The sequence below is a fragment of the Vibrio agarilyticus genome (genome assembly GCF_012641465.1).
Taxonomy (GTDB): domain Bacteria; phylum Pseudomonadota; class Gammaproteobacteria; order Enterobacterales; family Vibrionaceae; genus Vibrio; species Vibrio agarilyticus.
In genome coordinates, this window is sequence record NZ_JABAIK010000027.1 from 1 (window position 1) to 26,457 (window position 26,457).

General features: G+C 48.0%; 24 protein-coding genes, 1 tRNA gene and 1 rRNA gene. 2 read left to right on the plus strand and 24 right to left on the minus strand.

The genetic code is table 11. The features are described from left to right. A 16S ribosomal RNA gene (locus HGP28_RS17670) occupies window positions 1-62 on the minus strand; the annotation flags it as partial. Between the two features lie 707 nt (window positions 63-769). Continuing rightward, on the minus strand, window positions 770-1,177 hold the full coding sequence (locus HGP28_RS17675) for a VOC family protein (RefSeq protein WP_168837784.1): 408 nt from the start codon (window positions 1,175-1,177) through the stop codon (window positions 770-772). A gap of 829 nt (window positions 1,178-2,006) precedes the next feature. On the opposite strand from HGP28_RS17675, the gene HGP28_RS17680 reads away from it, so the two are divergent. Next, window positions 2,007-3,908 carry a glycoside hydrolase family 17 protein gene (locus HGP28_RS17680; RefSeq protein WP_168837785.1) on the plus strand — a complete coding sequence of 634 codons (1,902 nt, stop codon included), beginning with the start codon at window positions 2,007-2,009 and terminating at the stop codon, window positions 3,906-3,908. Between the two features lie 83 nt (window positions 3,909-3,991). Here the strand turns inward: HGP28_RS17680 and ureG are convergent, their stop codons facing one another. From ureG to HGP28_RS17760, 16 genes are all read right to left on the minus strand, one after another. Further along, entirely contained in the window at window positions 3,992-4,618 is a 627-nt protein-coding gene (ureG, locus tag HGP28_RS17685; RefSeq protein WP_168837786.1) for an urease accessory protein UreG, read from the minus strand. Between the two features lie 68 nt (window positions 4,619-4,686). After that, complete coding sequence (locus HGP28_RS17690) at window positions 4,687-5,466, minus strand: urease accessory protein UreF (RefSeq protein ID WP_343033943.1); 780 nt, start codon at window positions 5,464-5,466, stop codon at window positions 4,687-4,689. Window positions 5,467-5,505: 39 nt separating this feature from the next. After that, window positions 5,506-6,114 (minus strand): HupE/UreJ family protein, encoded by a 609-nt coding sequence (locus HGP28_RS17695; protein WP_168837787.1) that lies wholly within the window; start codon window positions 6,112-6,114, stop codon window positions 5,506-5,508. 86 nt (window positions 6,115-6,200) lie between these two features. Next, window positions 6,201-6,650, minus strand: a complete 450-nt coding sequence (gene ureE / locus HGP28_RS17700; protein WP_168837788.1) for an urease accessory protein UreE — start codon at window positions 6,648-6,650, stop codon at window positions 6,201-6,203. 34 nt (window positions 6,651-6,684) lie between these two features. Continuing rightward, complete coding sequence (gene ureC, locus HGP28_RS17705) at window positions 6,685-8,388, minus strand: urease subunit alpha (RefSeq protein WP_168837789.1); 1,704 nt, start codon at window positions 8,386-8,388, stop codon at window positions 6,685-6,687. A 33-nt stretch (window positions 8,389-8,421) separates the two neighbouring features. After that, complete coding sequence (locus tag HGP28_RS17710) at window positions 8,422-8,766, minus strand: urease subunit beta (RefSeq protein ID WP_168837790.1); 345 nt, start codon at window positions 8,764-8,766, stop codon at window positions 8,422-8,424. Window positions 8,767-8,803: 37 nt separating this feature from the next. Beyond that, window positions 8,804-9,106 carry an urease subunit gamma gene (ureA, locus tag HGP28_RS17715; RefSeq protein ID WP_168837791.1) on the minus strand — a complete coding sequence of 101 codons (303 nt, stop codon included), beginning with the start codon at window positions 9,104-9,106 and terminating at the stop codon, window positions 8,804-8,806. Between the two features lie 32 nt (window positions 9,107-9,138). Further along, the gene (locus HGP28_RS17720; RefSeq protein WP_168837792.1) at window positions 9,139-10,062 is read right to left on the minus strand and encodes an urease accessory protein UreD; all 924 of its coding nucleotides are present in this window, start codon (window positions 10,060-10,062) and stop codon (window positions 9,139-9,141) included. Continuing rightward, on the minus strand, window positions 10,059-10,754 hold the full coding sequence (gene urtE, locus HGP28_RS17725; protein WP_168837793.1) for an urea ABC transporter ATP-binding subunit UrtE: 696 nt from the start codon (window positions 10,752-10,754) through the stop codon (window positions 10,059-10,061). The genes HGP28_RS17720 and urtE overlap by 4 nt, the downstream gene beginning before the upstream one ends. 1 nt (window position 10,755) lies before the next feature. After that, complete coding sequence (gene urtD / locus HGP28_RS17730; RefSeq protein ID WP_168837794.1) at window positions 10,756-11,598, minus strand: urea ABC transporter ATP-binding protein UrtD; 843 nt, start codon at window positions 11,596-11,598, stop codon at window positions 10,756-10,758. Beyond that, window positions 11,595-12,803 carry an urea ABC transporter permease subunit UrtC gene (gene urtC / locus HGP28_RS17735; protein WP_168837795.1) on the minus strand — a complete coding sequence of 403 codons (1,209 nt, stop codon included), beginning with the start codon at window positions 12,801-12,803 and terminating at the stop codon, window positions 11,595-11,597. The genes urtD and urtC overlap by 4 nt, the downstream gene beginning before the upstream one ends. A 9-nt stretch (window positions 12,804-12,812) precedes the next feature. Beyond that, window positions 12,813-14,438 (minus strand): urea ABC transporter permease subunit UrtB, encoded by a 1,626-nt coding sequence (gene urtB, locus HGP28_RS17740; protein WP_168837796.1) that lies wholly within the window; start codon window positions 14,436-14,438, stop codon window positions 12,813-12,815. Window positions 14,439-14,610: 172 nt separating this feature from the next. Further along, window positions 14,611-15,885, minus strand: a complete 1,275-nt coding sequence (gene urtA / locus HGP28_RS17745) for an urea ABC transporter substrate-binding protein (protein WP_168837797.1) — start codon at window positions 15,883-15,885, stop codon at window positions 14,611-14,613. 391 nt (window positions 15,886-16,276) lie between these two features. Next, window positions 16,277-17,353: a TolB family protein gene (locus HGP28_RS17750; RefSeq protein WP_168837798.1), complete on the minus strand. Its 1,077-nt coding sequence runs from the start codon at window positions 17,351-17,353 to the stop codon at window positions 16,277-16,279. A gap of 282 nt (window positions 17,354-17,635) precedes the next feature. Then, window positions 17,636-18,505: a DMT family transporter gene (locus HGP28_RS17755; RefSeq protein WP_246225776.1), complete on the minus strand. Its 870-nt coding sequence runs from the start codon at window positions 18,503-18,505 to the stop codon at window positions 17,636-17,638. A gap of 77 nt (window positions 18,506-18,582) precedes the next feature. Then, a complete protein-coding gene (locus HGP28_RS17760; RefSeq protein WP_168837800.1) occupies window positions 18,583-19,017 on the minus strand; it encodes a copper resistance protein NlpE in 435 nt (144 codons plus the stop codon). Window positions 19,018-19,082: 65 nt separating this feature from the next. On the opposite strand from HGP28_RS17760, the gene HGP28_RS17765 reads away from it, so the two are divergent. Beyond that, window positions 19,083-20,054 (plus strand): zinc-binding dehydrogenase, encoded by a 972-nt coding sequence (locus tag HGP28_RS17765; protein WP_168837801.1) that lies wholly within the window; start codon window positions 19,083-19,085, stop codon window positions 20,052-20,054. 159 nt (window positions 20,055-20,213) lie between these two features. On the opposite strand, the gene HGP28_RS19385 is transcribed toward HGP28_RS17765, so the two are convergent. From HGP28_RS19385 to HGP28_RS17795, 6 genes are all read right to left on the minus strand, one after another. Next, a complete protein-coding gene (locus tag HGP28_RS19385) occupies window positions 20,214-20,711 on the minus strand; it encodes a prepilin-type N-terminal cleavage/methylation domain-containing protein (RefSeq protein WP_168837816.1) in 498 nt (165 codons plus the stop codon). A gap of 316 nt (window positions 20,712-21,027) precedes the next feature. Continuing rightward, window positions 21,028-21,112, minus strand: a tRNA-Leu gene (locus HGP28_RS17775). Between the two features lie 116 nt (window positions 21,113-21,228). Continuing rightward, window positions 21,229-22,455 (minus strand): MFS transporter, encoded by a 1,227-nt coding sequence (locus HGP28_RS17780; RefSeq protein ID WP_168837802.1) that lies wholly within the window; start codon window positions 22,453-22,455, stop codon window positions 21,229-21,231. Window positions 22,456-22,707: 252 nt separating this feature from the next. Beyond that, complete coding sequence (nirD, locus tag HGP28_RS17785; RefSeq protein WP_168837803.1) at window positions 22,708-23,064, minus strand: nitrite reductase small subunit NirD; 357 nt, start codon at window positions 23,062-23,064, stop codon at window positions 22,708-22,710. Then, window positions 23,065-25,548: a nitrite reductase large subunit NirB gene (nirB, locus tag HGP28_RS17790; RefSeq protein ID WP_168837804.1), complete on the minus strand. Its 2,484-nt coding sequence runs from the start codon at window positions 25,546-25,548 to the stop codon at window positions 23,065-23,067. 10 nt (window positions 25,549-25,558) lie between these two features. Beyond that, window positions 25,559-26,446, minus strand: coding sequence for an ABC transporter ATP-binding protein (locus tag HGP28_RS17795; protein ID WP_168837805.1), 888 nt, complete (start codon window positions 26,444-26,446; stop codon window positions 25,559-25,561). Window positions 26,447-26,457: the final 11 nt, after the last annotated feature.

Consider the following 26,457-nt stretch of genomic DNA (forward strand, 5'->3'; position numbering starts at 1 on the left):
ACTTGCATGTGTTAGGCCTGCCGCCAGCGTTCAATCTGAGCCATGATCAAACTCTTCAATTTAAAGTTTTTGTGACTCAATGAATACTGATTCTATCTTTCGATAGTGAATTGACTGTGCTCTTATTGGCTTTCACTTTTAAAAAAGTGAAACAAAACAGCTCAAGGCTGATTTCCAACTTGAATTGGTCACTCAGTTCATTGAAATCAATTTGAAGCCCCTCTTTATATAAGAGAAGTTTCTAATTGGATTATCATCAACGAGTGCCCACACAGATTGATAGGTTTATATTGTTAAAGAGCTTGGCTTTGAATTTTAACCCTTCAAAGCGGATGAGGATTTTAGCGATAAATAATTCAGTGTCAAACACTATTTCAAATTATTTATCGAATCATTTATCTCTCTTCCTTTCTAACGTAACCCGCTCGCGCTTGCCCCGTCAGTGAGGGCGCATTATAGGGAGAATCATTTGGCTGACAAGTGTATTTTTTACTTTTTTTGGAAAATAACGCTCAAGCGAACACCAAATAAACAGATCGCACAAATTATCAACACTCCTGGGCATTCTAAGATAAATATACCCAACCAACTTGGCGTTGCAGGTGGGCAGAAAACAAGCAAGGCCTCTGGGTATGGGCAAGCTATGTGGCGAAGATTGTAAGAGATCCCTCTTACTCTGTAACGAAAAGCCATGCAGCTTCAAGTGGAAAGGGGATAAATCCCCATTCAACGCTTTAATGCATCATATATGTTATACATCAGCGGCACCTTACCGTACTCGTTCGCAGTGCAACATCCATCGAATGCCAAATTTATCCTCAACTTTGCCAAAGCGCGCACCAAGCGCAGTATCGGCGAGTGGCACCATCACGTAGCCGCCTTTGCTTAATCGATCAAATAGACGAGTTTGCAAATCTAGATCTGTCAAACTCAATGCTAATGAAACCGTATTCCCTTGACGCGCTTTTTGTGCCAGTCCATCACTCATCATTAATTTAAGGCCAAATGCTTCAAATTCTGCATGCATTACCCAATTGGGGTCGACTCCAGGAATCACCTGCGGTGCATCACGATAATATTGGATAGAGGTAATTTCACCACCAAAGCAGGTTTGATAAAAATCCAATGCCGCTCGACCACGTCCAGAAAAAAAGAGATAAGGTGTCATTTGAAACATAATTTCGCCTCCATGCGATTGTTAAAAATTCGAGGCGTAATATACCCACGTGACTTCAAGCTGCAGGATTCTGAGCCGCTCACTTGCTTTAACATGAGTATACAAAACGCCATAATTAACATATTAGCAACAATTGCATTTCAATTAAATGTCACATCAACGTATTGCCAAATCTTTATCTCCCTTGACTTTCTTTACCGCTATCTTCACCTACATCCGTTCTGCTTGAAGTTGCATGGGTGTTGGCTGCCTTTCACAAACCCCATTATGTCGTTCATCTATATTCGTGAAGTGCTTATACCCAAGTGACTTCAAGATACTGGATTCAGAGCCAGCTCTCTGAGCTGAGAGCAAGGCAAACAATGCAACGAAATAGAGAGTCTATTTTCAAGTTGTTTAACATCGCTATCGGTTCAATGATTGGCTCCCAAGGGGCGAGCTGTCTTGGCTCGTCAGCTTTGTTGAAGATTTTCGATTGAGAACCACTCAATCTTCAAATCCTCGCCTCACTGACAAACCAAGTCATTCTCGCTGAACCATGCATCTTGAGGTTACTTGGGTATATAGGCTTTGTTCGTTTAAAGCCTATAAGCAACTCGGCGTGGTTTGGATATAAACCTTGTTGAGATATTGAAACAGTCATTATTGAAAGCGCTTTCATTTTCGTGACCCAATTCAAGTCTTTTATCATTAGAGCTATACGAATTCTGATTTCTTGGTTTTAATCAGCCTTAATTAGACAACGTACTTCACCATAAAACGCCCTCCTAAAAAAACAGGACTGAGTTTTGAAGTATTGATTTCACACTTTAATGAAGAATTTAACTATATGAAATCATTTAAATTAAAGACCACAGCACTGCTTGGTTTCGCAATGGCAATTGCTGGATGCGGCGATGAAATTATTGGTGAACCCTCAAATCCTGGTGTTGGCCCAACGCCACCACCCTCGGTGGAACTGGCTCCTCAGCCACAAGCAGCTAATGCACCAAAATCTGCTAATGGTGACGTATTACTGGGCAATCCTGAATATAAAGCGGTTTCTTATGGCGCTTGGCGCACCAATGCGCGCATCGATGGTGCGACAGTGCCTTCAGTAGAACAGCAAAAAGAAGATATGAAGATTTTGTCTGCTTTGGGCATCAAAGTCATTCGTACCTATAACACTCAAGGTTACACAGGCCTCGATGGAAAAACGGAAGCGCAAAACCTACTGCAAGCAATCAGTGAGTTGAAACAAGACGATCCATCTTTTGAAATGTACGTCATACTTGGGATCTGGATTGACGCGTTAAACTCATGGAGTGATAAAACGCCAGATGCAACGCAAAATAACCCTGTGAACTATGATGAAGTCGCAGCGGCAAAAGAACTTGCGTTAGCATACCCTGACATTATTAAAGTTATCGCCGTTGGTAACGAAGCCATGGTGGAATGGGCGCCCTATCACGTAACGCCAAAAGTGATTCTAGAGCATGTTAACGATCTGCAAAGCTGGAAGAAAAACGCAGACACCACTAAAGATATTTGGATCACCACATCAGAAAACCACGCGGTTTGGGCAGGTCTTGATGGCAATGGTAACTATGAAGAGCAAGCGTACCTTAAACAGTTGATCAAAGCTGTCGATTACGTCTCGCTGCATACTTACGCGCACCATGACACACTGCATAGTCCAACGTTCAAAGAAGAGTGGAAGATTCCGGTTAGCCAGCAGCATTTATCAAAAGAAGAACAAATTGATTACTCAATGGATATTGTGCATGACTACACCGTGTCACAAATCCAAGTAGCGCAAGCGTTCATCAATAATATCGACCCAACCAAACAGATCCACATTGGTGAGACTGGCTGGTCAACCATCTCAACAGACGGTTATGGCGCGGGCGGTACTCAAGCGGCGGATGAATACAAGCAAAAAATCTTCCACGATAACATGCGTGACTTCTCAAATGATTTTGGCGCGTCACTGTTTTACTTCCAAGCCTTTGATGAGCCATGGAAAGGTGACACTAGTAATGTTAATCACTCAGAGCAACACTTTGGTCTGATTGATATCAACTGTAATGTCAAGCATCTAGAGTGGAACAGCGTTACTAAGCTAAACAAGCTTGGCTTGACTCGCGACTGTCCAACGGGTGCTTTTACAGCCAGCTTTGGCGGCGATCTACCAACATTGATGGAATCGGTATTAACGCCTCCTCACGTGGCTGAGGTTGCGCCACCACCAGAAGGTACTTTTGAAGTTCTCGGTGATACGCTGTTTGATGGCGCTCAAGCATTTGGCTGGGAAACCCCAATTACTGCGTGGGCTGGTGTGGATAACGCAACGGGTATTTTGACGGTTGCCACTCTGCCAGATGGCGCGAAAGAGTGGGGCTGGGGCATTGGTGTTGCCAACCCATCACAAAACATTGACCTCACTGGTTACACAAAACTGACCTTTAAGGTTCGCGGCGTCGTTAGTGATGAGAGTGTTATGGCTGAGTTCCCATTCTTTGTTGGGTTCCAATCAACCGCGGGCAACCATTGGATTAAATTCAATACCGGTGACTATACATTGAATGGCTCATGGCAAACCGTTACGGTCAACGTTAACAACTTCTCAGGTAAGCCTACGATGAATGATGTTAACACGCCATTCTCAGTATCGAGCATTGATGAAGTTTGGGATCCAAGCAAACTGACTAAGAGTAACATCGAATTCAAAGAGATCGCTTGGCTAAAATAAGCGCTATGATTTTCGACTTGATGTAACAAGTTAGAATATAAAAAGGCGACAACCTCGGTTATCGCCTTTTTTGTTTGTCTGTATCAGGCCGATTTTAACGTCAGCATTCCTTGCGTCACGATAAAATCGATGATGGTATCAAGCCCCTGCCCTTGTTTTAGGTTGGTAAACACAAACGGTTTGTTAGGACGCATACGTAACGTATCTTGCTCCATCACCTCAAGTGAGGCTCCAACATAAGGCGCTAGATCGATTTTATTGATGATGAGCAGATCAGAACGCGTGATCCCAGGACCACCTTTACGAGGAATTTTCTCTCCTTCGGCCACATCAATGACATAAATTGTCAAATCAGCCAATTCGGGACTGAATGTGGCACTTAAGTTATCACCGCCACTTTCGACAAACACCACATCAAGATTTTTATGCCGCTGCGCAAGCTCTTCCACCGCCGCCAGATTCATTGATGCATCTTCACGAATTGCCGTATGCGGGCAGCCCCCCGTCTCAACACCAATAATTCTATCCGGTTCTAAGGCTTCAGCTCGAGTCAGTATTTTGGCGTCTTCTTGAGTGTAAATATCATTCGTCACCACCGCGATATTGAGCTTGTCACGAATGGACTTACACAACACCTCAAGTAGGGCGGTTTTTCCTGAACCGACAGGACCGCCAATACCAATACGTAGTGGCTGTTTATAGTCTTCCATGTGTCATTCCTTTTATTCTTACTTGACGTATCAGCCATATATGCCAAACGTTATTTTTAATCATGCAATCAAGAGCGAAATAAGCGCGTGTATTGCGTTTCGTGTAATGCACTGGCCAGAGCCACAGAAGGCGAGAAACTGCCCACCATCCAATCTTCGACCAGGCTAGCGCGCTCAATAAACTGAGGAAAATGCTCACTGACTTTCAACAGTGCAAGCTGACCATCGGTCTGCCCAAGAGGAATTAACTTCACGCCAGCAGTGACCATGTTTTCTAACCAACTCCAAAGATACCCCTGCTTTAGCTCGCTTAAAGGAATGTTCCAATGATGCGCTGCAAGTGCGAAACCTAAGAGTTGGTTCGGTGGACAATTCAATGTGGTCACTGGTGTCACATCCATAGCCAATTGCTTTAACAAAGTATTCAGCGCTAACCCTCGCTGACGCTCTTCTGCGCGCAATTCACTGGTTTCTCGGCTTGCGTAAAGATAATCGCTCCAATATTCCAACTCTTCACGACTGAGCTCACTCAGTGGGCGATTCTCCAATGCCCAGTAAAAACGCTCTAAAATGGGCAACTCCAAGGTTGCCACACTGCTCCCCAGTACATACACCAACCACTCTTCAAGCTCGGTTCGATTGGTTATCCACTGCGCTTCAACGGCATACTCCACCCCTTGTGAATAGGTAAATCCACCAATGGGCAATGAAGGGCTGATCAGTTGAAATAACCGATATATCGACACCTGACTTCCAGCGCCCTCACCACTTAAGCTGTCGGTGAGGTTTACGCTGTTTGCGCTTGGCTTTGCGAGCTTAGGTTTCGTCATTTGGGATTTTTGTGTCACCACTTGCTCCTATGAGATGGTTTAGGGCAAACATGACAGCTATGCCAATAAAGCCAGCGAACTCAACGCTGAAATCCCCCATGCCCACCAGAGCGTGCGAGCAAATGTAAAAAGGGTTGCACCAGAGGCCATTAATAGCGCTGCGGTTACCATCATGCCAAAGCCAAACTGCGTGACAGATCCAGACGCTTCAACGCCGTGCGCGTAGCCATGGAAAAAGAGTAAAAACGTCGGAGCCCCAACCAAAGCAATATCTGCCATCTTGCTCTGCCACCCTTTTTTTAACGAGGTGACACGGTTAGGCAGCGCAATAACCCACAAACAAAGGCTTGCAACCACAAGTGAGCCGATAATCATGGGCTCGACCAGCGAGATGGCCCCAAAATGCTGGCCGCTAATTAGCCCAGACAGCAGCGCCAGCAGCCCAAACGCGGCAATAATTAATTTATGAGAAAACCGCGTCGCGACAGCGGCCAGAACTAAACCAAATGAGACCAAGGCAATCAAATGGTCGGTGCCGGTTAATGAATGCAGTGCTCCTGCCATCCACGAATGGGTATCATGGCCTGGATGAGCCATGGCTAGCGATGGTGCGAGTGCGCATGCACCCACAATAAGTGAAGCCAAACTGCGTTTTTTTGTTGTCATTGCTTACTCCTTGCAACTTTTGTTATACCCAAACAACTTGACGTAGTTTGGGCATATTTTATTGGTGTGAACATCGCACCAAGTGATTAGTGGTGATGATGGCCACCTGAGCGACCACCATAAGCGCCGGCTTCGGGCTCAAAAGGCGCCAGCTCAGCGGTGACCTTGGCACCAAGACCTGTCACCATGTCATCCAACACATGATCGTGCTGATAACGGACCCAACCTTGAGCGACCTGCAATGGCACGTGACGGTTCCCCAAATGGTAAGCAACGCGAGTCAATAGCCATGGGTCGTCACAATAGATGGTTGAGACTTGTTCGGGCGCGGCCTTGATTTCAATCACGAGACCACAACGACTTTGCAACTGCTCGCCGCCTCGCAACGTGATGCCGCGCGTCAAAAACAGCCCCGCGTCTCGCCCATCATCAAGCTGTACTTTTAAGCGGCTCTTAATGCGACTCTCTATTGGCAGGCTGAGATAACCATCTGGTGACTCGCTTCGTTTATGATTGTGTTCCGTTAGTTCAATCATGACTCAACATCCTAGATACAATGCGCGGCGCGCGTTAAAAAAGAAAATAGCGCTGCGCCATAGGCAGCTCTTTTGCTGGCTCACAAGAAAGCACCATACCATCGGCGCTCACTTGGTAAGTTTGCGAATCAACCTCAATGGTTGGCATCCAATCATTGAGCTTCATATCGGCCTTAGATATGTTGCGACAATCTCGCACGACACCAATCAAACTTTTTAGCTGTAGTTGTTCATCGAGTTTGTCGGCTTTGGCTTTTTGAGAAATAAACAGCATCGAGGTGCGCTGACACGCACGGCCATAACTGCCAAACATCGGTCGGTAATGCACTGGCTGAGGCGTTGGAATCGAAGCATTTGGATCGCCCATCGGCGCCATTGCAATCATGCCTCCTTTTAAGACCACACTGGGTTTCACACCAAAAAAGGCCGGTTTCCACAAAACCAAGTCAGCCAATTTACCCACTTCTATCGACCCAATTTCATGAGCCATACCGTGTGTAATGGCAGGGTTTATCGTGTATTTGGCGATATAACGGCGCAGACGAAAATTATCACTGCGCTCACTGTCTTCTGCCAGTGGGCCACGCTGGACCTTCATTTTGTGCGCGGTTTGCCAAGTGCGTGTGATCACCTCACCCACGCGCCCCATGGCTTGTGAGTCAGAGGCAATCATCGAAAACGCACCGAGATCGTGCAAAATATCCTCGGCCGCAATGGTTTCACGACGAATACGCGATTCAGCAAACGCGACATCTTCGGCAATCGAAGGGGATAAATGGTGACACACCATCAACATATCGAGATGTTCATCAACGGTATTTATCGTGTAAGGACGTGTCGGATTGGTCGATGAAGGCAGCACGTTCGCCACACCTGCTGCACGAATAATGTCCGGTGCGTGACCACCGCCTGCGCCTTCGGTGTGGTAAGTGTGGATCACGCGATCGCCAATCGCTTCAAGCGTGGACTCAACAAAACCGGACTCATTTAAGGTGTCGGTATGGATGGCGACCTGCACGTCCATTTCATCCGCCACTTGCAAACAAGTATCAATCGATGCTGGAGTGGTGCCCCAATCTTCATGAAGTTTCAACCCCACCGCTCCAGCGGCGACCTGCTCACGTAATGCATCGGGCTGGCTCGCGTTCCCCTTGCCTAATAGACCAAAATTCATCGGCAATTCATCGAGAGCTTCGAGCATGCGATGCAGATTCCACGGCCCGGGTGTACATGTGGTAGCGTTAGTTCCGGTATTTGGCCCAGTGCCTCCACCAATCATGGTCGTCACGCCAGAAGCCAATGCCTCTTCAACTTGCTGTGGGCAAATAAAATGGATATGGGAATCGATTCCTCCTGCGGTCAAAATCGCCCCTTCACCGGCGAGCACTTCCGTACCAGGGCCAATGATGATATCAACGCCAGGCTGAACATCGGGGTTGCCCGCTTTACCAATCGCTTGAATGCGACCTTCCTTGATTGCGACGTCACCTTTTACAACGCCCCAATAATCTAAAATGACAGCGTTAGTAATGACCAAGTCTGGTGTTTGCGCGCCGGAGCATTGACTTTGCCCCATACCATCGCGAATGACTTTGCCACCACCAAATTTCACTTCATCGCCGTAAACGGTGTAATCGTGCTCAACCTCAAGCCACAATTCGGTATCCGCCAGTCGCATCCGATCCCCCACCGTGGGGCCAAACATTTCAGCGTATGCCTGTCTAGAAATGGTCGCCATTATTAAATCCTTTTAATCTATTTCTTTGTCGGTTTACGACTCAAATACCTTGCCCATAACCTCGCCACGAAAGCCATACACTTCCTGCTTTCCTGCGTAACGCACCAGCTCAACGGTCCGCGATTGTCCCGGCTCAAAACGGGTCGCAGTGCCTGCTGGAATATTGAGACGAAAGCCTCGTGCTTTTTCGCGCTCAAAATGCAATGACGGATTCACTTCGTAAAAATGGTAATGCGAGCCGATTTGAACCGGACGATCACCCACATTTTTCACGCTGACTTGGCAGGTGTCGCGCCCCACATTGAGCGCAATATCGCCCGCGGCAGTTTCTATTTGCCCGGGCGCCCAATGAGCTTGATTCGCTTTTGAATTGGCCATTTTGTGTCTCACTCCTTGAGTTAAACGCTTCCTTGAACTAGACAATAGGCTCGTGCACTGTGACTAACTTAGTGCCATCAGGAAAGGTCGCCTCGACTTGCACATCGGGGATCATTGACGCAACGCCCTCCATCACATCATCAATCGTGAGTAAGGTGCGACCATAATCCATCAGCTCTGAGACCGTTTTCCCAGCACGTGCACCTTCTAAAATCGCGCTACTGATCAGAGCAATTGATTCTGGGTAATTGAGTTTTAAGCCTTTATCTTTGCGCTGCTGCGCCAACATCCCTGCGCAAAAAATCAATAACTTATCTTTTTCTCTTGGGGTCAATTCCATTGTTTTTTCTCATCACAGCATTACGCTGCTGGTTACGTTAGCCAGATCCGTGGCCATTCGGGTTTGGTACCATTATCGTCACTGGCAAGTGCTTGCCAAAGCAGGCCAAAAGCAAGAAGAAGATCTTCACTCCAATGCGCCAGTGCGCGCACCACCATCAGCTCATCTAACTGAGTTACCGCCATAATCATCTCAGGTGATTGTTGAGAAGCCTGTTTTTTATCAATCACTTGCTGATATATCTCTTTGAGCAAACCCTGTACCAACAAAAGCGATTGGCCCTCTTTCGGCGTAAAATAAAAACTGCCACTGAGTGAATACTCGAGTAAGCCCTTTTTAATCAGAGGGTTATCGCCTCCATTAAAGTTAATGCCTTCGACCAACACAGGTTTGCCATCAATAAAAATTTGTGTTTTTCCAATCAGTTGACCACTGAAAAAGCCCTCTTTTAGTGCGGGCCGCCCAAAACAGTGCATCTCCCAGCCCCAAAATTGTGCGCCCGTTTCTAAATGAATTTGAGTATCAAGCCGCGCGTGAGCGCTGGGAAAAAAGATATTTTCTTGAGGCAAAAACGCCAACTGCGCGCCTGCTTTAACGGTCAAGGTTTGAGTTTGGTGAGCATACTTTTGCTCAGAACGATAAAACTTTGTTGCACCGGGTGTGGTGATCAATACGTTCGCATTTTCTTGTGCGGTGACCTCAATCGTTAGCGTATCCCCACCCACAACACCGCCTGGCGGGTGCAATAGGTAGGTATGGCAAGTGCGACCATCAGGATAAAGTGGCCTTTGAATGGCCAGTGGCCCCGACTGATGACGGGATTTGAGCACGGTTTTATCACCACGGTCGCGAAAACTCAGCGCCAAATTCGCCTGCCATCCCTCGCGGACATCGCTGGCAATCGCGTGGCCTAATCCCCCTTCGTGCGTTAATAGTGCGCTAACCAATGCACTCATACGGTGAGGTACTCCTTGATCAAATGGTCATCGAGCGTGTCCATTGCACCACTTGCAACGTCTTTACCACGATCCAAAATGCAAAATGCATCACCCACTTTGCGAGCAAATGGCAGCTTTTGCTCCACCAGCAAAACCGTTAACCCAAGCTTTTGATTGAGCATGCGAATGATATCGCCGATCTCTTGTACGATATTGGGCTGAATCCCCTCGGTAGGTTCATCTAAAATCAGTAGGCTTGGATTAATCACCAAGGCTCGAGCAATTGCCAATTGCTGCTGCTGGCCTCCTGAGAGATCTCCGCCGCGGCGGTGACGCATTTCATCCAATACGGGAAAAATATCAAAAATAAACGCGGGAATGTCGCGATCGCCCTTAGCTCGAATAGGCAGGCCAATTTGCAGATTTTCTTCGACGCTTAGCAGCGGAAAAATTTGTCGGCCTTGAGGTACATAACCAATGCCATGCCGAGAGCGCTCCTCCGCATCCAACGCCAGCAACGAAGTGTCGTTAAGACGAATATCGCCACTTTCCACTTTAATCAGCCCCATAATGCACTGCAGTAACGTGGTCTTACCGACGCCGTTGCGCCCCATCAGAACCGTGCATTTCCCCTGCGGGATCTCAAGATTAAGATCCCACAAGGTATGGCTTTCGCCATAATATTGATTCAACCCCTGAACACTCAGCATACTACTCTCCCAAATAGACCTGTTTCACCTGCGGATTGGCTTGCACCTCATCCATAGTGCCTTCTGCAAGCACGTGCCCTTGATGCAACACCGTGACATGGCTGGCAATCGAACGCACAAAATCCATGTCGTGTTCCACCACAACCACCGAGTGCTTACCCGCCAATGAATTCAAAAGCTCAGAGGTGCGATCCATCTCTTGATGGGTCATGCCGGCAACCGGCTCATCAATCAGCAAAAGCTTGGGGTTTTGCATCAGCAGCATACCGATTTCAAGCCACTGCTTTTGTCCATGAGATAGATTTCCCGCCAGCTCACTGGCGTGGGTATGCAGATGAATTAGCTCTAATACAGAGCGCAATTTGTCACGCTGCTCGCCACTCATTGTGGCGGTGAACGTACACCAAACGCCGCGTGTGCCAGCCATCGCCAATTCAAGGTTTTGCCATACGGTTAAACATTCGATCACAGTCGGTTTTTGAAACTTTCGTCCCACTCCAGCGTTGGCAATTTGCGCTTCGTTGAGGTTGAGTAAATTAAGCGAAGCGCCGAGCCATACCGAACCACTGTCAGGTTTGGTTTTTCCGGTAATGATGTCCATCATGGTGGTTTTACCTGCGCCATTGGGCCCGATAATGCAGCGCAATTCCCCCTCCTTGATGTACAAGTTCAAATCGGTGATTGCTTGAAAACCGTCAAAATTTTTATTCACCCCTTCTAAATAAAGCAGCATGTTGTGGCGCATATCGATATTGGGGTGCACCTCTGGTTTGAGAAAATCAAACACTTGGTCACGCCGAGCCCAAGACTGAAAAGACTGGCTTAAACCTGATTGCGTGCTCATATTGTCGCCTCCTTGGGTGTATGCGCAGATTCTGACGTGTTATCGAGGGTGCTTTGATGAGGCTCGCGCTTATCGGAACGATTGCCATTTCTTGAAGCGCGCGCGCGATAGCGGCTCAACGCCTCGTGAACAAAACCACTCACGCCCCGTGGAAAATAAAGCGTCGAGAGAACAAATAAGCCGCCCAACGCAAATAACCACACTTCTGGAAACTCCACGGTAAACCAGCTCTTGGCGTAGTTGACCAACAACGCGCCGACAATGGCACCAAATAGCGTGGCGCGGCCACCCAGAGCCACCCACACCACCACTTCAATTGAGTTAATCGGTGTGAATTCGCCGGGGTTAATAATCCCAACTTGAGGCACATAAAGCGCGCCGGCTACACCCGCAATCACCGCCGAAAGCACAAACACGGCCAACTTAATCGTATCAACGTCGTATCCCATAAACCGAGTGCGTGACTCACTGTCGCGAATGGCAAGGGCGACACGGCCCAAACGACTGGCCACCACCATGCGACAAATCCAGTAACTCATCATCAGCGCAATTACGGTGGCGACAAACAGTGCAACCTTAGTGCCATCACTTTGCAGGCTAAACCCTAAGATATCTTTGAAATCGGTCAGGCCGTTATTACCGCCAAACCCCATCTCGTTACGGAAAAACGCGAGCATTAATGCGTAGGTCAGCGCTTGGGTCATAATTGACAAATAAACGCCAGACACTCGTGAGCGGAACGCAAGATAACCAAATAGATAGGCCAGTGCGCCCGGTACCAGAACCACCATTAGGCAAGCGAAAACAAAACTGTCAAAACCGTGCCAAAACCACGGTAAAGCCTGCCAATCAAGAAACACCATAAAATCGGGCAATATTGGGTCGCCATAGACCCCCCTATCGCCAATTTGACGCATCAAATACATGCCCATGGCGTAACCACCAAGGGCAAAAAATGCGCCGTGTCCAAGACTCAAAATGCCCAAATACCCCCACACTAAGTCCAGCGCCAACGCGAGCATGGCGTAACTTAAGTATTTCCCCATCAACGAGATGGTAAATGTCTCTATGTGCAGCGGGTGGCTTGCCGGTAATGCCATATTGGCCAGTGGCACCAAAATCACCGCAGCCAATAACACCAGCAGTGTTAACTGCCCCCCTCTATCGCCTTGCATCGCCGATAACACTATCGATTTTGACGACATAACCACTCCTCAACTTTCTGCTGCGCGACCACGTTGAGGAAACAGTCCTCTTGGCCTTTTTTGAATAAACAATATGATAAAAACCAGCACGAGAATTTTGGCCAATACTGCGCCAGCCCATGGTTCAAGCACCTTATTGAAAATGCCCAAACTCAACCCCGCAACCAGCGTGCCCCATAGGTTTCCGACACCGCCAAACACCACCACCATAAACGAATCAATGATGTAAGCTTGCCCCATGTTCGGGCCGACATTCGTCAGCTGAGACAGCGCCACGCCCGCCACACCGGCAACGCCTGCGCCAAGTCCGAATGTCATCGCATCGACACGCTCAGATCGCACCCCCATCGCCCGCGCCATCGCACGGTTTTGCGAGACCGCGCGAACTTGTAATCCCAGTGACGTTTTCTTGAGCACCAGCAGTAATGCAGCAAAGACCAAAGCGCAAAATACAATGATGTAGAGGCGGTTGTAGGTCAGTGACAGCATGGGATGCAGATCCCAAGCGCCCGCCATCCAATCCGGCGTTGACACCGAGCGATTTAGAGGAGAGAAAATTGAACGCACCGCTTGTTGTAAAATTAAGCTAATGCCAAACGTTGCCAGTAAGGTTTCTAAGGGTCGTCCGTAAAGGTGTTTTATCACGCTACGCTCAATCAATACCCCGACGGCGCAGGAGACCAAAAATGCCGCCGGTATTGCCAAAATAAGCGCCAATCCAATGTGGTTAGGTAATAAAAGTTGCAGCACATAAGTGGTGTACGCACCAATCATGATAAGTTCACCATGCGCCATATTGATGACGCCCATAACGCCAAAAGTGATCGCAAGGCCGATCCCCGCAAGCACGAGCACAGATCCCAAACTCAAACCAAAAAAGGCGGTTTCAATGCCAGAGTAAAAACGCTGACTTTGCTGATAATGCCCTAGTGCCTGCTCAGCCGCTTTGGTAATGGCCGTTGTTTCTTCTTGCGCCAAAATTTGATTTAAGGTTTTCAGCACAACCGTGTGTTTTTGCTCGCCGAGTGCATCAATTGCGTTAAGTCGCGTTGCCGCAGAAATATCACGATTGAGCGCTCGCTCAACATTCAGTGCCAGCGCAATTAAGGCCTTCACTTCTTCGTTGGTTTCTTGCTGATATTGCGCGCTTAGTGATGCAAGTACCGCAGGCTTGTCGTTGCCAAGAAGATCATTTACGGCAGTCAATCGTGTTGCTATTTCTGAGTGAGTCAAATTCAGTACCGCCAATTGTTGGCGAATTGCTCGCCGTAAGCGGTTATTGACCGATACCTTTTTCACCATCTTACTTGAGCTGATGTTCAGCGGCGTTTGCTGCCACATGAGCTCACCTTGGGTGGCGGATTTTCCGCCTTGTAGCCAAACTAACGCCCCATAATGGTCGCTATTGCGGGCGCGTACATAGTAAAGCGCTCCATCGAGCCACGCGGTTAAAATACGCTCTGACACCTCGGTTGGCTGAGAGCTTACCAGCCACTCTATTGCGGCCATCTTGACGGTTTTATTTTTACCCATCAGCGCCGCATCAAAACTTGCGGCATCATTAACACTCGCCACAGCCCATTGCGCCATGCTGACACTGAGCATGGCGATAAATAAGGTCACTATTCGCTTCATGAGATCACATCCTTGCGACTATACCCGTCGTATAGGTCGCGCCCCGCATCACAGTATCTCCTGTCATAAAAAACAAAGAGAAAGCTTATGCAAAGCTGGCCGCCAAACTGCTGCTATCACCAAACCATGTTACGGTGTTTGGGATTCTGTCTGCGGGGCGCTTTATTATGGGTTACTTACTTCCAGAGCACGTGTTGGTTTCAACGTTAAACGCGCCACATGAAAATGGCTTTGACCAACTTGAAAACAGCTTCGCTGACTCAGGCAAATACGCAGACCACGCATCGCCCGCCACAAGGCCCGTCGTTTCCCAAACGATATCGAATTGACCGTCATCTTGAATTTCACCGATCAGCACAGGTTTGGTGATGTGGTGGTTTGGCAGCATGGTAGAAAAGCCACCCGAGAGGTTAGGAACTGACACGCCAATTAAAGCATCTTGCACGGCTTCTGCATCGGTAGTACCCGCATTTGTCACCGCTTGCACCCACATATTGAAGCCGACATAATGCGCTTCCATCGGATCATTGGTGACACGCTCTTCACTTTGAATAAAGTCCTGCCAAGTTTCGACAAACTCCTGGTTGGCTTCAGTGTCAACACTCATGAAGTAGTTCCACGCGGCTAAGTGTCCCACCAACGGCTCAGTGTCCATACCAGAGAGTTCTTCTTCACCGACCGAAAATGCGATCACCGGAATATCTTCAGCAGACATGCCTTGCGCGCCAAGCTCCTTGTAAAATGGCACGTTGGCATCGCCATTAATGGTCGATACCACGGCGGTTTTCTTACCCGCTGAACCAAACTTTTTAATATCCGAAACAATCGATTGCCAATCAGAATGACCAAATGGGGTGTAATTGATCATGATGTCTTTTGCGGCAACGCCTTTGCTTTTCAGGTATGCCTCAAGAATTTTATTCGTGGTGCGTGGGTAAACATAATCAGTACCCGCAAGAACCCAGCGCTCTACCTCAAGCTCTTCCATCAAGTAATCCACTGCCGGGATCGCTTGTTGGTTTGGCGCAGCGCCGGTGTAAAAGACGTTTTTCGATGACTCCTCACCCTCGTATTGAACGGGATAAAACAAAATGCTGTTAAGCTCTTCAAAAACTGGCAGCATCGATTTACGAGAAACCGAGGTCCAGCCGCCAAACACAACATCCACCTGCTCTTTTTCAATCAGCTCACGCGCTTTTTCTGCAAACAATGGCCAATTTGAAGCCGGGTCAACGACCACAGGTTCAAGCTTTTTACCCAGTAAGCCACCTTTTTTATTTTGCTCTTCAATCAGCATCAGCACGGTGTCTTTCAGCGTTGTTTCACTGATAGCCATCGTGCCCGACAACGAGTGCAGTACCCCGACCTTAATCGTCTCTTCGGCCAATGCCGAAAATGACAGTGATGTAACCAAGCCCGCTAGCGATAATTTGAACATCTTGTTCATATGAACTCTCCGTTGTTGTGAATTGTTATGCAGTAATTCCCTGTTACTAATGCAGCAATTCAAGAAGAGTGCCAAATTGCTCAAATGTGAGAATTTGAACTAACACAATGAAAAATAAGCAATTAAAATCAAATGAGAATGTGTGGTGTGACAGTTCAATCTCGAGGATGATACAAATTGGTGCATTGGTAAGACGCATGCTCCATTTTGATACACTGCGCGCGCACTAAAAACGCGCAGCGCTGATACTCAGTGACGCCAAGACCATCCCACTTGAAGTTGTTTGGATATAGGCGACAACCAAACAAAGTCACCGTGGAAATGCGAGCTCCAACAAGCAAAAAGCCCCTGTTCATATTTGAACAAGGGCGTTAATTTGTAAAAAAAGAGGTTAAAGCTTAGCGGTGGAGACTTTCCAAATATTCCATGCCACACCCCGTGTTGAACGGAAAAATACGGCCTGGCTGTCTTTAGACCATTGAGGCAAATCGTCACGAGAGGTATTGGTGGTAATTTGCTGCGACAGCCCTGTCTCTCTGTCATAAATATAAACGTCTCTCGATGCACCTAGTGCACGATAGCTATCGCCTTTCTCTGCTTTTTTCTGTTTAACATAAGCAATATAGCGACCATCTGGACTGACTGAAGGTTGAATGCAATGCAGCTCGGTATCGGCGATAATTTGCGTCAACTCAGAGCCATCGAGCTTTGAACTCCAAATGGTGTGAAGGCTAGTATTCTCATCTTGGGTGCTAAAAACCACGGTGTCATTCGAGGCCCACACAGCCCCCTGCCCTTGGGTTAATTGGGTCGGCAAGCTGCCGGTTTTGGTGGCGTACCAAATAAACGGAGAGTTTTCAGAATACTCACGCGCGGAATAGAGCAGCTTAGTGCCATCGGGTGACTCTACAGGTTCTAAATAAGAAAATACCGGCGTACCGATTCGAGTGATCCCACCGCCCCCGGTTGCAGGCATACGCCACAGATAAGAGTTTTGATCATAACTACCAAAAGAGGATTTACTGATCCGCGCCGACGCAAAATAGACATATTTGCCATCCGTAGAAAAGCGCGGTGTGTTGTTGTGATAATTGGTTTTCGTCAAACGCGACTTACCGCGTGAAAAAATCCAAATGTCCGATCCCGATTTACCATTTTGATTGTAAATCGACGTCACGATTTTATCTTCATCGCCCACCGAGAAGTAAGAAAATGGCGCGCCGACCGGAGCGTATTTTTGCGCAGTGAGCAAAGACTCGGCGCCTTTATCGGCCACACTACGTTCCGCCTCTTCTTCATAGCTTGAGGTCGAAACGGTGATTTCCCCCGTCTCTTTATTCACCTTTTCGGTGCGTTCAACTGCGGTAATTTTTCCGGTGGCCGGTTTATCTTTGCCTGAAGTGGCTTGGCATCCTGCCATAGCTAGTGCCAAGACAGGCAAAGTCCAAATAAGATGCTGGCGAGACATGCTGGGCTCCTTTCCAGTTAACTTTGTCCAACACCAAACGCAAACAAACTTGAGAAGATTTCATCGTTGATGCGGTTGGTACAATACTCATGCCCTACCTCACAGCGTTGAGATTATCTTAATCGAGACACCGCAGAACATGTCTTTAAGCGTAGTAAACCTGCTGACATATCTTGGGCTAAATGACCAAACCTTGGCAAGGCGCACAAAAGCGCGCTAAAGCATTAACAATCTGCTCAGAGAACAGCAGACGATAAGGTGAAGAAACTATTAGCGTTAACGTCAATGTGCTTTGCGTAATACCCCTGTTGCCATTGCGGTACCTAAAAAGATGATTGCGCCACCAACTGCCATGCGCAATGTGATGGCTTCATTGAGAAACAAAACGCCCCACAGCGCAGCAAACAGCGGAATAAGGAACGTCACCGCAATCGCATTAGCAGGGCCAATATTTCGAATGAGACGAAAGAAGAGAATGTAAGCAAACCCGGTGCAGAGCACCCCCAAAATGAGCGCCGCTGACCACGCCGATTGCGAGGGCATCGAGTCAGGCCAAAAGAGAATGCCCAAAGGCAACAGTGCCAGTGTCGCGCCAATTTGACTTCCCGTGGCCGTCACCAATGGCGGCACTCCGGTCAAAAAACGCTTAGTGTAGCTGGCCGATATGCCGTAAAAGACCGTGGCGCCCAGCACCGCTAGCACGGGCCAACCAAGCCCACTGGCACTAAAGTCCAACTTGCCCCACACCAATACAACAACGCCAACGACACCAATCGCCAGCCCCTGTACTCGCTGTTTGTCCATCGCTTCCCCAAGCCAAAGGTAGGCGATAATCGCGCCCCATATTGGGGTTCCCGCATTGACAATAGAAGCAAAACTGCCCGACACACTCATCATGGCATAGGCAAATAATAAGAAAGGAAACGCTGAACTAAAGAGTCCAACCACGCAAGCGTGAAAACGGTGACGCCAAAACACGGCCCACTGGCGGCGCAGCAACAATAGTGGCGTTAAAAAGAGCGCGGCAAATCCGACCCGAATCAAGATTAAGGCAAAGGGGCCAAAATCTGGTACCGCATAACGAATCAAAATAAAGGAGCCGCCCCACAATGCTGCCAACAGCAGCAATTCACTAATGTCTTTTTTGTTCATCGGCAATGCCTTTAATTTTATTCGAGTAATTGATATCTATACCCAAGTGACCTCAAGATGCTGGATTCAAATGGATATTATTGTTTTATTAGATGATAGAAAGGTGCCAATTCGCCAGTTGGTTTTTGACCAAACCTGTCGAGTTTGATCAGCCGGTTTTCGCCAACAAAATACTGATTAGGTTGCGGCTCATTTTCGAGAGTTATCGTATTACCCGCGTCATTCCAAACAAATGCGCCTTGAGAAACCAAGGGCTTTAATGCCTCGCCTAAATACGTTTGTGTCAACTGATAGCGCCCTTCAGGTAAAAGCGTTAGGCTCATTTCAATCCCCTCACAATCAGCGCATGGGAATGTCCCCAAATAGGTGCCATTCCAATCTAACGAATTCTGACTATTATCCATCGCAGCAACCGAAGGGAGCGACTTTTCGACCTTTGACGCCGAGCTTTGACATCCCATCATACCTAATACCGACATCACACCGACGGTTAACCAATATCTGTTTTTCATACCATGCCTCTTGAGTATCAAATTAGGTATACACTTTTATAAGATGAAGATAAGCGGGAGTTACGATGAGAGCGTATGTCATGCATAAACCCGGCGACGTTGACGAATTGCAGCTTACAACGTTACCTGACCCAACACCAAAAAAGAATTGGATTCTAATTGAGATCAAAGGGTTTGGCCTTAATCGCAGTGAACTTTACACTCGCCAAGGCCACAGTGGCGACGCGGTGACTTTACCTCGCATACTCGGCATTGAATGTGTTGGTGTCGTACTCGATGGGGGAGGAACTGACCTAATTAAGGGACAAAAGGTCGTTGCGGCAATGGGTGAGATGGGTCGAAAACACGACGGTGGCTACGCTGAAAAAGCGCTATTACCCAGAAGCCACGTTTACCCTATTAGCACCAATTTACCATGGGAAATATTAGCCGCTCTTCCCGAAAGCTACCTCACCGCTTGGGGCGTACTTCATGAAACTATTGACATCTCTCATGGTCAGAAAGTCCTAATTCGAGGTGGTTCAAGCTCGGTCGGATTAGCGGCAATTAATATTGCTAAAGATCACGGGTTACATGTTCTTGCCACCACTCGTAGTGAGTCTAAATCCGCAAAACTGAAACAAGCAGGCGCTGATGAGATCATTCTTGATCAGGGTAATATCAGTGACATAGTTAAAAGCAAAACAGGTAGCGGTGTTGATGGCGTGGTAGAGCTTGTTGGGTTACCTGCAACCATTACTGACAGTTTACAATGCTGCCGCGATAAAGGTGTTGTTGGTATGGTAGGCTTTCTCGGCAACACTTGGGAATATGAGTTTTTCCCCTGGATGCCTTCGACAGTACGATTATCACTTTACAGTTCAGAAACCTTAGAAAAAAACTATGCCACGCCCGTGATGCAGCAAATTGTTCAAAAAATAGAATCAGGGGCCTACCGCCCTAACATTGAGCAAGTCTTCTCTTTTGAAGAGCTACACCAAGCGCATCGCATCATGGAAACAAACACCGCTTCCGGTAAGCTGGTGGTTGTCACTTAAACCATAGAGATCCTCAACAACATGCCATTGCGGTAGGTGGCAAACGAGCAAAGCCTCTGTTCTCGTAACGAAAAGTCTGCAGCTTTCAATTAAAAAGAGGATAAACAGCGTGATGCGTACTGATTAATTCAGCGATCACCTCTTACCAACGTAATCCACTTAACAGCCTTTACCATCGGTGTAAATTTCGCTGGTGCCGTTGCCCTTAAACTTGACGCAAAAATTAGAGTTTTGATTATCAATAATTGACAAGTTGTCACTATTTTCCATCTTGCATCGATATTTTTTATCTGCTGAATAAGCGTCTTTTTGCGTTTGAGCCTTGTCTATCAAACCGATTGAGCGACAAACTTCAGAAACTGACATCTTGTCACCTTTGCTGGGGTTTAGCTCAAAATGAGTATCATCAGAGTAAATCACAAAAGGCACTAACTTACCTTTTCCATTGGTTTCATAAATTACTTTTTCATCAATCTGACTAAGCATATCAACGTTTCTTAACACCTCGTTGACTGACCCCTGCATTGATTGCAAAGCCGCCACTCGAGCATCGTCTGAAATATTAATGAATCGAGGCGCTGCGATCACCGCTAAGATCCCAAGCACGACAATCACCACGACAAGTTCAATTAAGGTAAAACCTCGCTTTCTTTTGATCTTCACTGCTTTTCCTTCGAACTTAATGGGTTAAATATTAGGCAAACTACGATAATCGATTAAATGAAAAAGTAACAGCGTTATGGAAACTGAATGTGAATGGACTCAGTACAACAATTAAGTGATATCAATCGATGCAGAATATTGCTTATTTCAAAGCAACAAAAGCGCCCGACAGAGGCAACCTTTCAATCAGGCTTTTATTCATAATGAGTCAATGAAAGTGGCGGGTATTTATAAGAGGATGAGCAAGTTAATTTGCTTTATCTGAATACAATAAAGCCCCGACTTTCGTCGAGGCTTTATTGTTTAAATTTGGTACCGGTGGGCGGACTTGAACCGCCACTCCCGAAGGAAACGGATTTTGAATCCGTCGTGTATACCAATTTCACCACACCGGCATCTTAAGGCATTAACCTCTTGATGGTTGGCATTATACGCATGCCGATACATCACGCAAGCAAAAAACCACCAACCACGCGCGTTTGCTGAGATTTTAAGCACTTCACCCCTGTTTTCATTCCTTTGCATCAGTTTCAATGACTTTGGGACGGTAGATATTGTTTAAAACCGTGGTGAATACCAATAATATGGCGGCAATATAATACAGCGCTTGGTATGACTCGACCGGATGATGCCCCGTTTTGGTTAAAGCAAAGCTATCGATAATAAAACCCGACAGCGCTTGGTACACAAACACCCCTAATGAAAACGCAATGGTACTGGCAAAAAGCGCTTCAGAGAGTACGGCTTTATCGGTCATTTGGCGCACTTCGGCAATGACTAAAGTGCTTGGCGCCAAACAAAACCCCAACACGAATAACCACGCCCCCGCTCCGACGGCCGACATCAAACCCAGCCCCATCAGTAAAAATATCGCCGCAGAGGCGAGTAACAGCACACTCATGGTCCACCCGTGCAGAAATCGCTCTAACGCTACACAGCCACCAGAGCCAACCACAAACCCCATCGCCATCAGTGAAAGTAACCAGCTGACTTGATTTTCTGAAAGCTGATAAGCACTAATGAGCCACGGCCCGCCCCACAAGCCAACCACCGTCGTGATAGAGCCGAGTAACACCATTAAGGTCCACAGGCGAGTACAGAGAAATGCGGTAAAAACCGAGCGCCACTTCACTGGTGGTTTCTTTGCGGTACTTTCTCCTGGCTCTTTGGTATTGGATAAACTAAAAAACAGCACGATCCCGACACACGCCGCCACAATAGAGAGCGCGAGTAACGCCTCTCGCCAGCCCAATAATGCAATTAACATCGCCAGCGGTGCAGTCGCCCCTAATGTGCCCAGACGACCAATAGCGCTCACTTCAGCCCAATAAACTCGAAACTCCTCAATGGAACGATGATAACCCACCCAAACCATGGCGGCGCCAAGAAACGCGCCCGAACCTAACCCAATCAAAAGTCGAGCAAAGAAGAGCTGCCAAGCGTCTTGCGCTAACGCAAAGCCAATCGCACCAATCACTACCATCAGCGCATTAACGAGAATCACTGGGCGCGCGCCATAACGATCGACCCAGCGCGCAGCAAACAAAGCAGAAAAAATCGCCCCCAAAGGCACCGCACTGGCGACGAGGCCCATGTAAGTGGCGTTCAACCCAAAGGTACTTTTCAGGACTGGCGTTAATACCGCTGGGCTGTTACGCAATACTTGATAAATCAATGGAATCGTTGACAGTAACGCCACTTCGATTCCGATAGGAAATTGGAGCCCGGGCTTAGGCATGGAGCCCTCCATTATTGGCGATTGACTCTCTCTAGAGTAGTGCATCCTTGCCTAATCAACGAAAAAGCCCTGCATCAACTGCAGGGCTTTAGCGAAAACGATACGTCGGTGTATCAATATGTGTGATCTAATATTTGTCTAAGCTGTACTAATTCAGATCTATACTCAAACAACTTGAAGATGCAGGTAGGCGACCAGCGAACAAAGCCTCTGAGCATAGATAAACTATGTGATGAGGTTTGTGAGTGCCCGTCAACACCGCTGAAACTTCAAGTAGGACGAGTATAAGCAAACACGACCATCCTCATTAACACCAACAGGCCACACCTTTAAACACACTTGATCATTTTCAAAGCACTGCCCCGTTATCAAGCTGAAATGCTGCTTGTATAACGGCGATGCAATGCAGAGCTCTCCATCAATGTCGCCAACAATCCCACGACTCATGACATAAGCTTGACCAATCGGATCCCAATCTTGCACCGCATAGACACCATGATCTGGGACGAAAAATAGCGCCACCTGCTCACCCTCAATAAGAACGATAGAGCCGATATTAGGCATCAATTCATCGAGTCGGCACAGCGCCGTTTGAGTCATCTGTTCCATTTATCCCTCCTGCTTCACTGGAATGCGCTGGCCGCGAACGCGCTGGTATGGCAGCGCTTTACTGCTGGCCTGACTGTTGAGATAAGGACGAAAACGCTGAAGTTTTTGTGGGTTCGCCAGCGTACTGCGCCATTCGCACTGATAAGTTTCGACGACATGCGCCATCTGCTCATCGAGTGACTGACACAGATTAAGCGAGTCTTGTTGTACTACCTCTTTAAGATACTCAATCCCGCCGTCAAGATTCTCCATCCATACCGAAGTACGTTGTAATCGATCTGCGGTGCGAACATAAAACATCAGCACGCGATCTATCATGGTCACCAACGCCTCTTTGGTGAGATCAGAGGCAAACAGATCCGCATGGCGTGGACGCATTCCTCCGTTACCACAGATGTACAGATTCCAACCGTTTTCAGTCGCAATAACTCCAATGTCTTTACTTTGGGCTTCGGCGCATTCGCGAGTACATCCTGAGACAGCAAACTTAATTTTGTGCGGCGCGCGCAGCCCTTTGTAGCGATTTTCCAGTTCAATCGCGAGGCCGACCGAATCATCAACGCCATATCGACACCACGTTGAGCCAACACACGATTTTACGGTTCGCAATGACTTACCATAGGCATGCCCGGTCTCAAACCCGGCGTCAATCAAGGTTTTCCAGATATCTGGCAACTGTTCGAGTTTGGCACCAAACAAATCAACCCGCTGACCCCCAGTAATTTTGGTGTACAGATCGTATTGCTGCGCCACTTCGCCCAGCACAATCAATTTGTCCGGCGTTATCTCGCCACCGGGAACGCGAGGCACGACAGAGTAGGAGCCATCTTTTTGTAAGTTCGCCATAAAGGCATCGTTCGAGTCTTGCAGCGATTGATGCTGTGGCTCCATGATGTGCTCATTCCATAATGAAGCAAACACCGACGCCGCGGTAGGCTTACAAATGTCACACCCTTGGCCGCTGCCATGGCGCTCAAGTAAGGTATCAAAATCTTTGATTTGCTCGACCTGACAAATGTGAAACAGCTCCTGACGACTCAGCGCAAAGTGAGCACATAAGTCGTTATTCACTTCAACGCCCATCGCCACCAGCTCGGCATCTAAGACTGATTTCACCATATTGCTGCATCCGCCACAGCCAGTACCGGCTTTGGTTTTGGCTTTGAGATCGCCAAGCTCGGTGGTGCCCGCCTGAATCTCAGCCACCAGATCCGCTTTGGTCACATTGTGACAAGAACAGATGATCGCATTATCCGGCATGTCACCATCAAGCGCGCCAGTATCAAACAGCAAATTGGCGGGGTGATCAGGCAGCTCAGTTTGATTGAGATACGCTTGTAGCAGCGCTTCATAATCGGTTGTATCACCGACCAAAATCGCGCCGAGCAGACGAGTGCCCGAAGCGTCAATCACTAATTTTTTGTAAAGACCTGCGACGGCATCTTGCAGCACCATCTCTTGCGCGCCTTCGGTACGCATTTGCGCATCACCAATCGACGCCACATCAACACCAAGCAGTTTTAACTTGGTGCTCATATCGGCACCATGAAAACCGCTGTTTTGGCGCTGAGTCAGTTTATCGGCCACCACTCGAGCCATGGCATACCCCGGCGCAACCAGACCAAAAATCTGCTGCTGCCACAGGGCACACTCACCAATGGCAAAAATACGCTCATCGCTGGTTTGGCAGTGATCATTGACCACAATACCGCCGCGCTCACCCACTTCAAGTTGCGCCAAACGCGCGAGATGATCTTGCGGGCGAATGCCAGCAGAAAACACGATCACGTCGACTTCCAACGGCTCTGCGTCTTTAAACACCATGCGATGACGCGCCGTTTCTCCATCACAAATCCGTTCGGTGGCCGTCGCGGTATGAACGGTCAAACCGAGATCTTCAATCTTCTCGCGCAGCAGCGCGCCCGCCCCATCGTCCAACTGCACTGGCATTAACCGTGGCGCAAACTCAATCACATGGGTTTCAAGCCCCAGCAACTTAAGCGCGTTGGCCGCTTCCAAACCTAATAAACCACCACCAATGACCGCGCCGCGTTTGACGCCTTGGCACGCGTTTTTGATCTGCGAAAGATCATCCAAAGTGCGATAAACATACACATCCTCACGGTCGTAGCCGGGGATCGGCGGCACAAAAGGATATGAGCCCGTTGCCAATACCAGTTGATCGTACCCAATCACATCTTCGTCATCGAGCAAAATGCGTTGCTGCTCGCGATCAATGCCTGTCACTTGGCTACCGAGGACCAATTGAATACCGTGCATCTCGTACCATTGCTGGCTGCTGAGCATCAGGTCGTCATGAGATTTCCCGCCAAACAGCGACGAAAGCTGCACTCGGTCATAGGCGATAAAACGTTCCGCGCCAATCACCGTGATGCGATGCTCCAGGTGCGCCTGCTTTTGCACTAATTGCTCAACAAGGTGATGACCCACCATGCCGTTACCGACAATAACTATATGATTCATGATGATCTCCTTATGCTTGACGCGCGGCGGGTTTGTCTGCCTTCGCCGCCGGCTCATCCTGAGCCTTCGCTGACGCCTCGGTGGCTGCGTGCTTCACCTCGGGTTTTGTCACTGCCGATTTTGACTGCTTTTCATAGAGGAATTTCAATACCGATTGGCGATAGTGTTGATATTGAGGATGATTCGCCATCGCCACACGCTCCCGAGGGCGCGGTAAGTCAATCTCAAGCACTTCACCTATGGTTGCCGCCGGCCCGTTGGTCATCATGACAATTTTATCTGACAGCAGTACCGCTTCGTCCACATCATGAGTGATCATAATAACGGTGTTATTGAGCTCGGCTTGAATCGCCATCAACGCGTCTTGCAGATGAGCGCGTGTTAGCGCATCAAGCGCACCAAAGGGTTCATCCATCAGTAACACTTTGGGTTGCAGCGCTAAAGCGCGAGCAATACCAACGCGCTGTTTCATACCGCCTGAAATTTCATCAGGCTTTTTATCTGCGGCGTGGGTCATCTGAATTAAATCGAGGTAGTGCATTACCTGCTCTTTGATCCACGCTTTGTCTTGCTTACCGGCGATCTGTTTCACTGCTAGCTCGACATTTTGGTAGACACTCAGCCAAGGCAGCAAAGAGTGATTTTGAAACACCACGGCGCGATCTGGACCTGGGCCTGACACCTCTCGACCGTCGACAATCACGCCGCCATCGGTCGGTAAATACAAGCCAGCCACAAGGTTTAATACCGTCGACTTACCACAACCTGAGTGACCAATCAAAGAGATGAACTCCCCTTGTTGAATTTGCAAATCGACATTTTTCAGCGCAATAAACTCGCCATCATTGGTGGGAAAGCGCATGCCCAAACGGGTCAAATCTAATAATGGTTTTTCCATGAGTGTGTCCC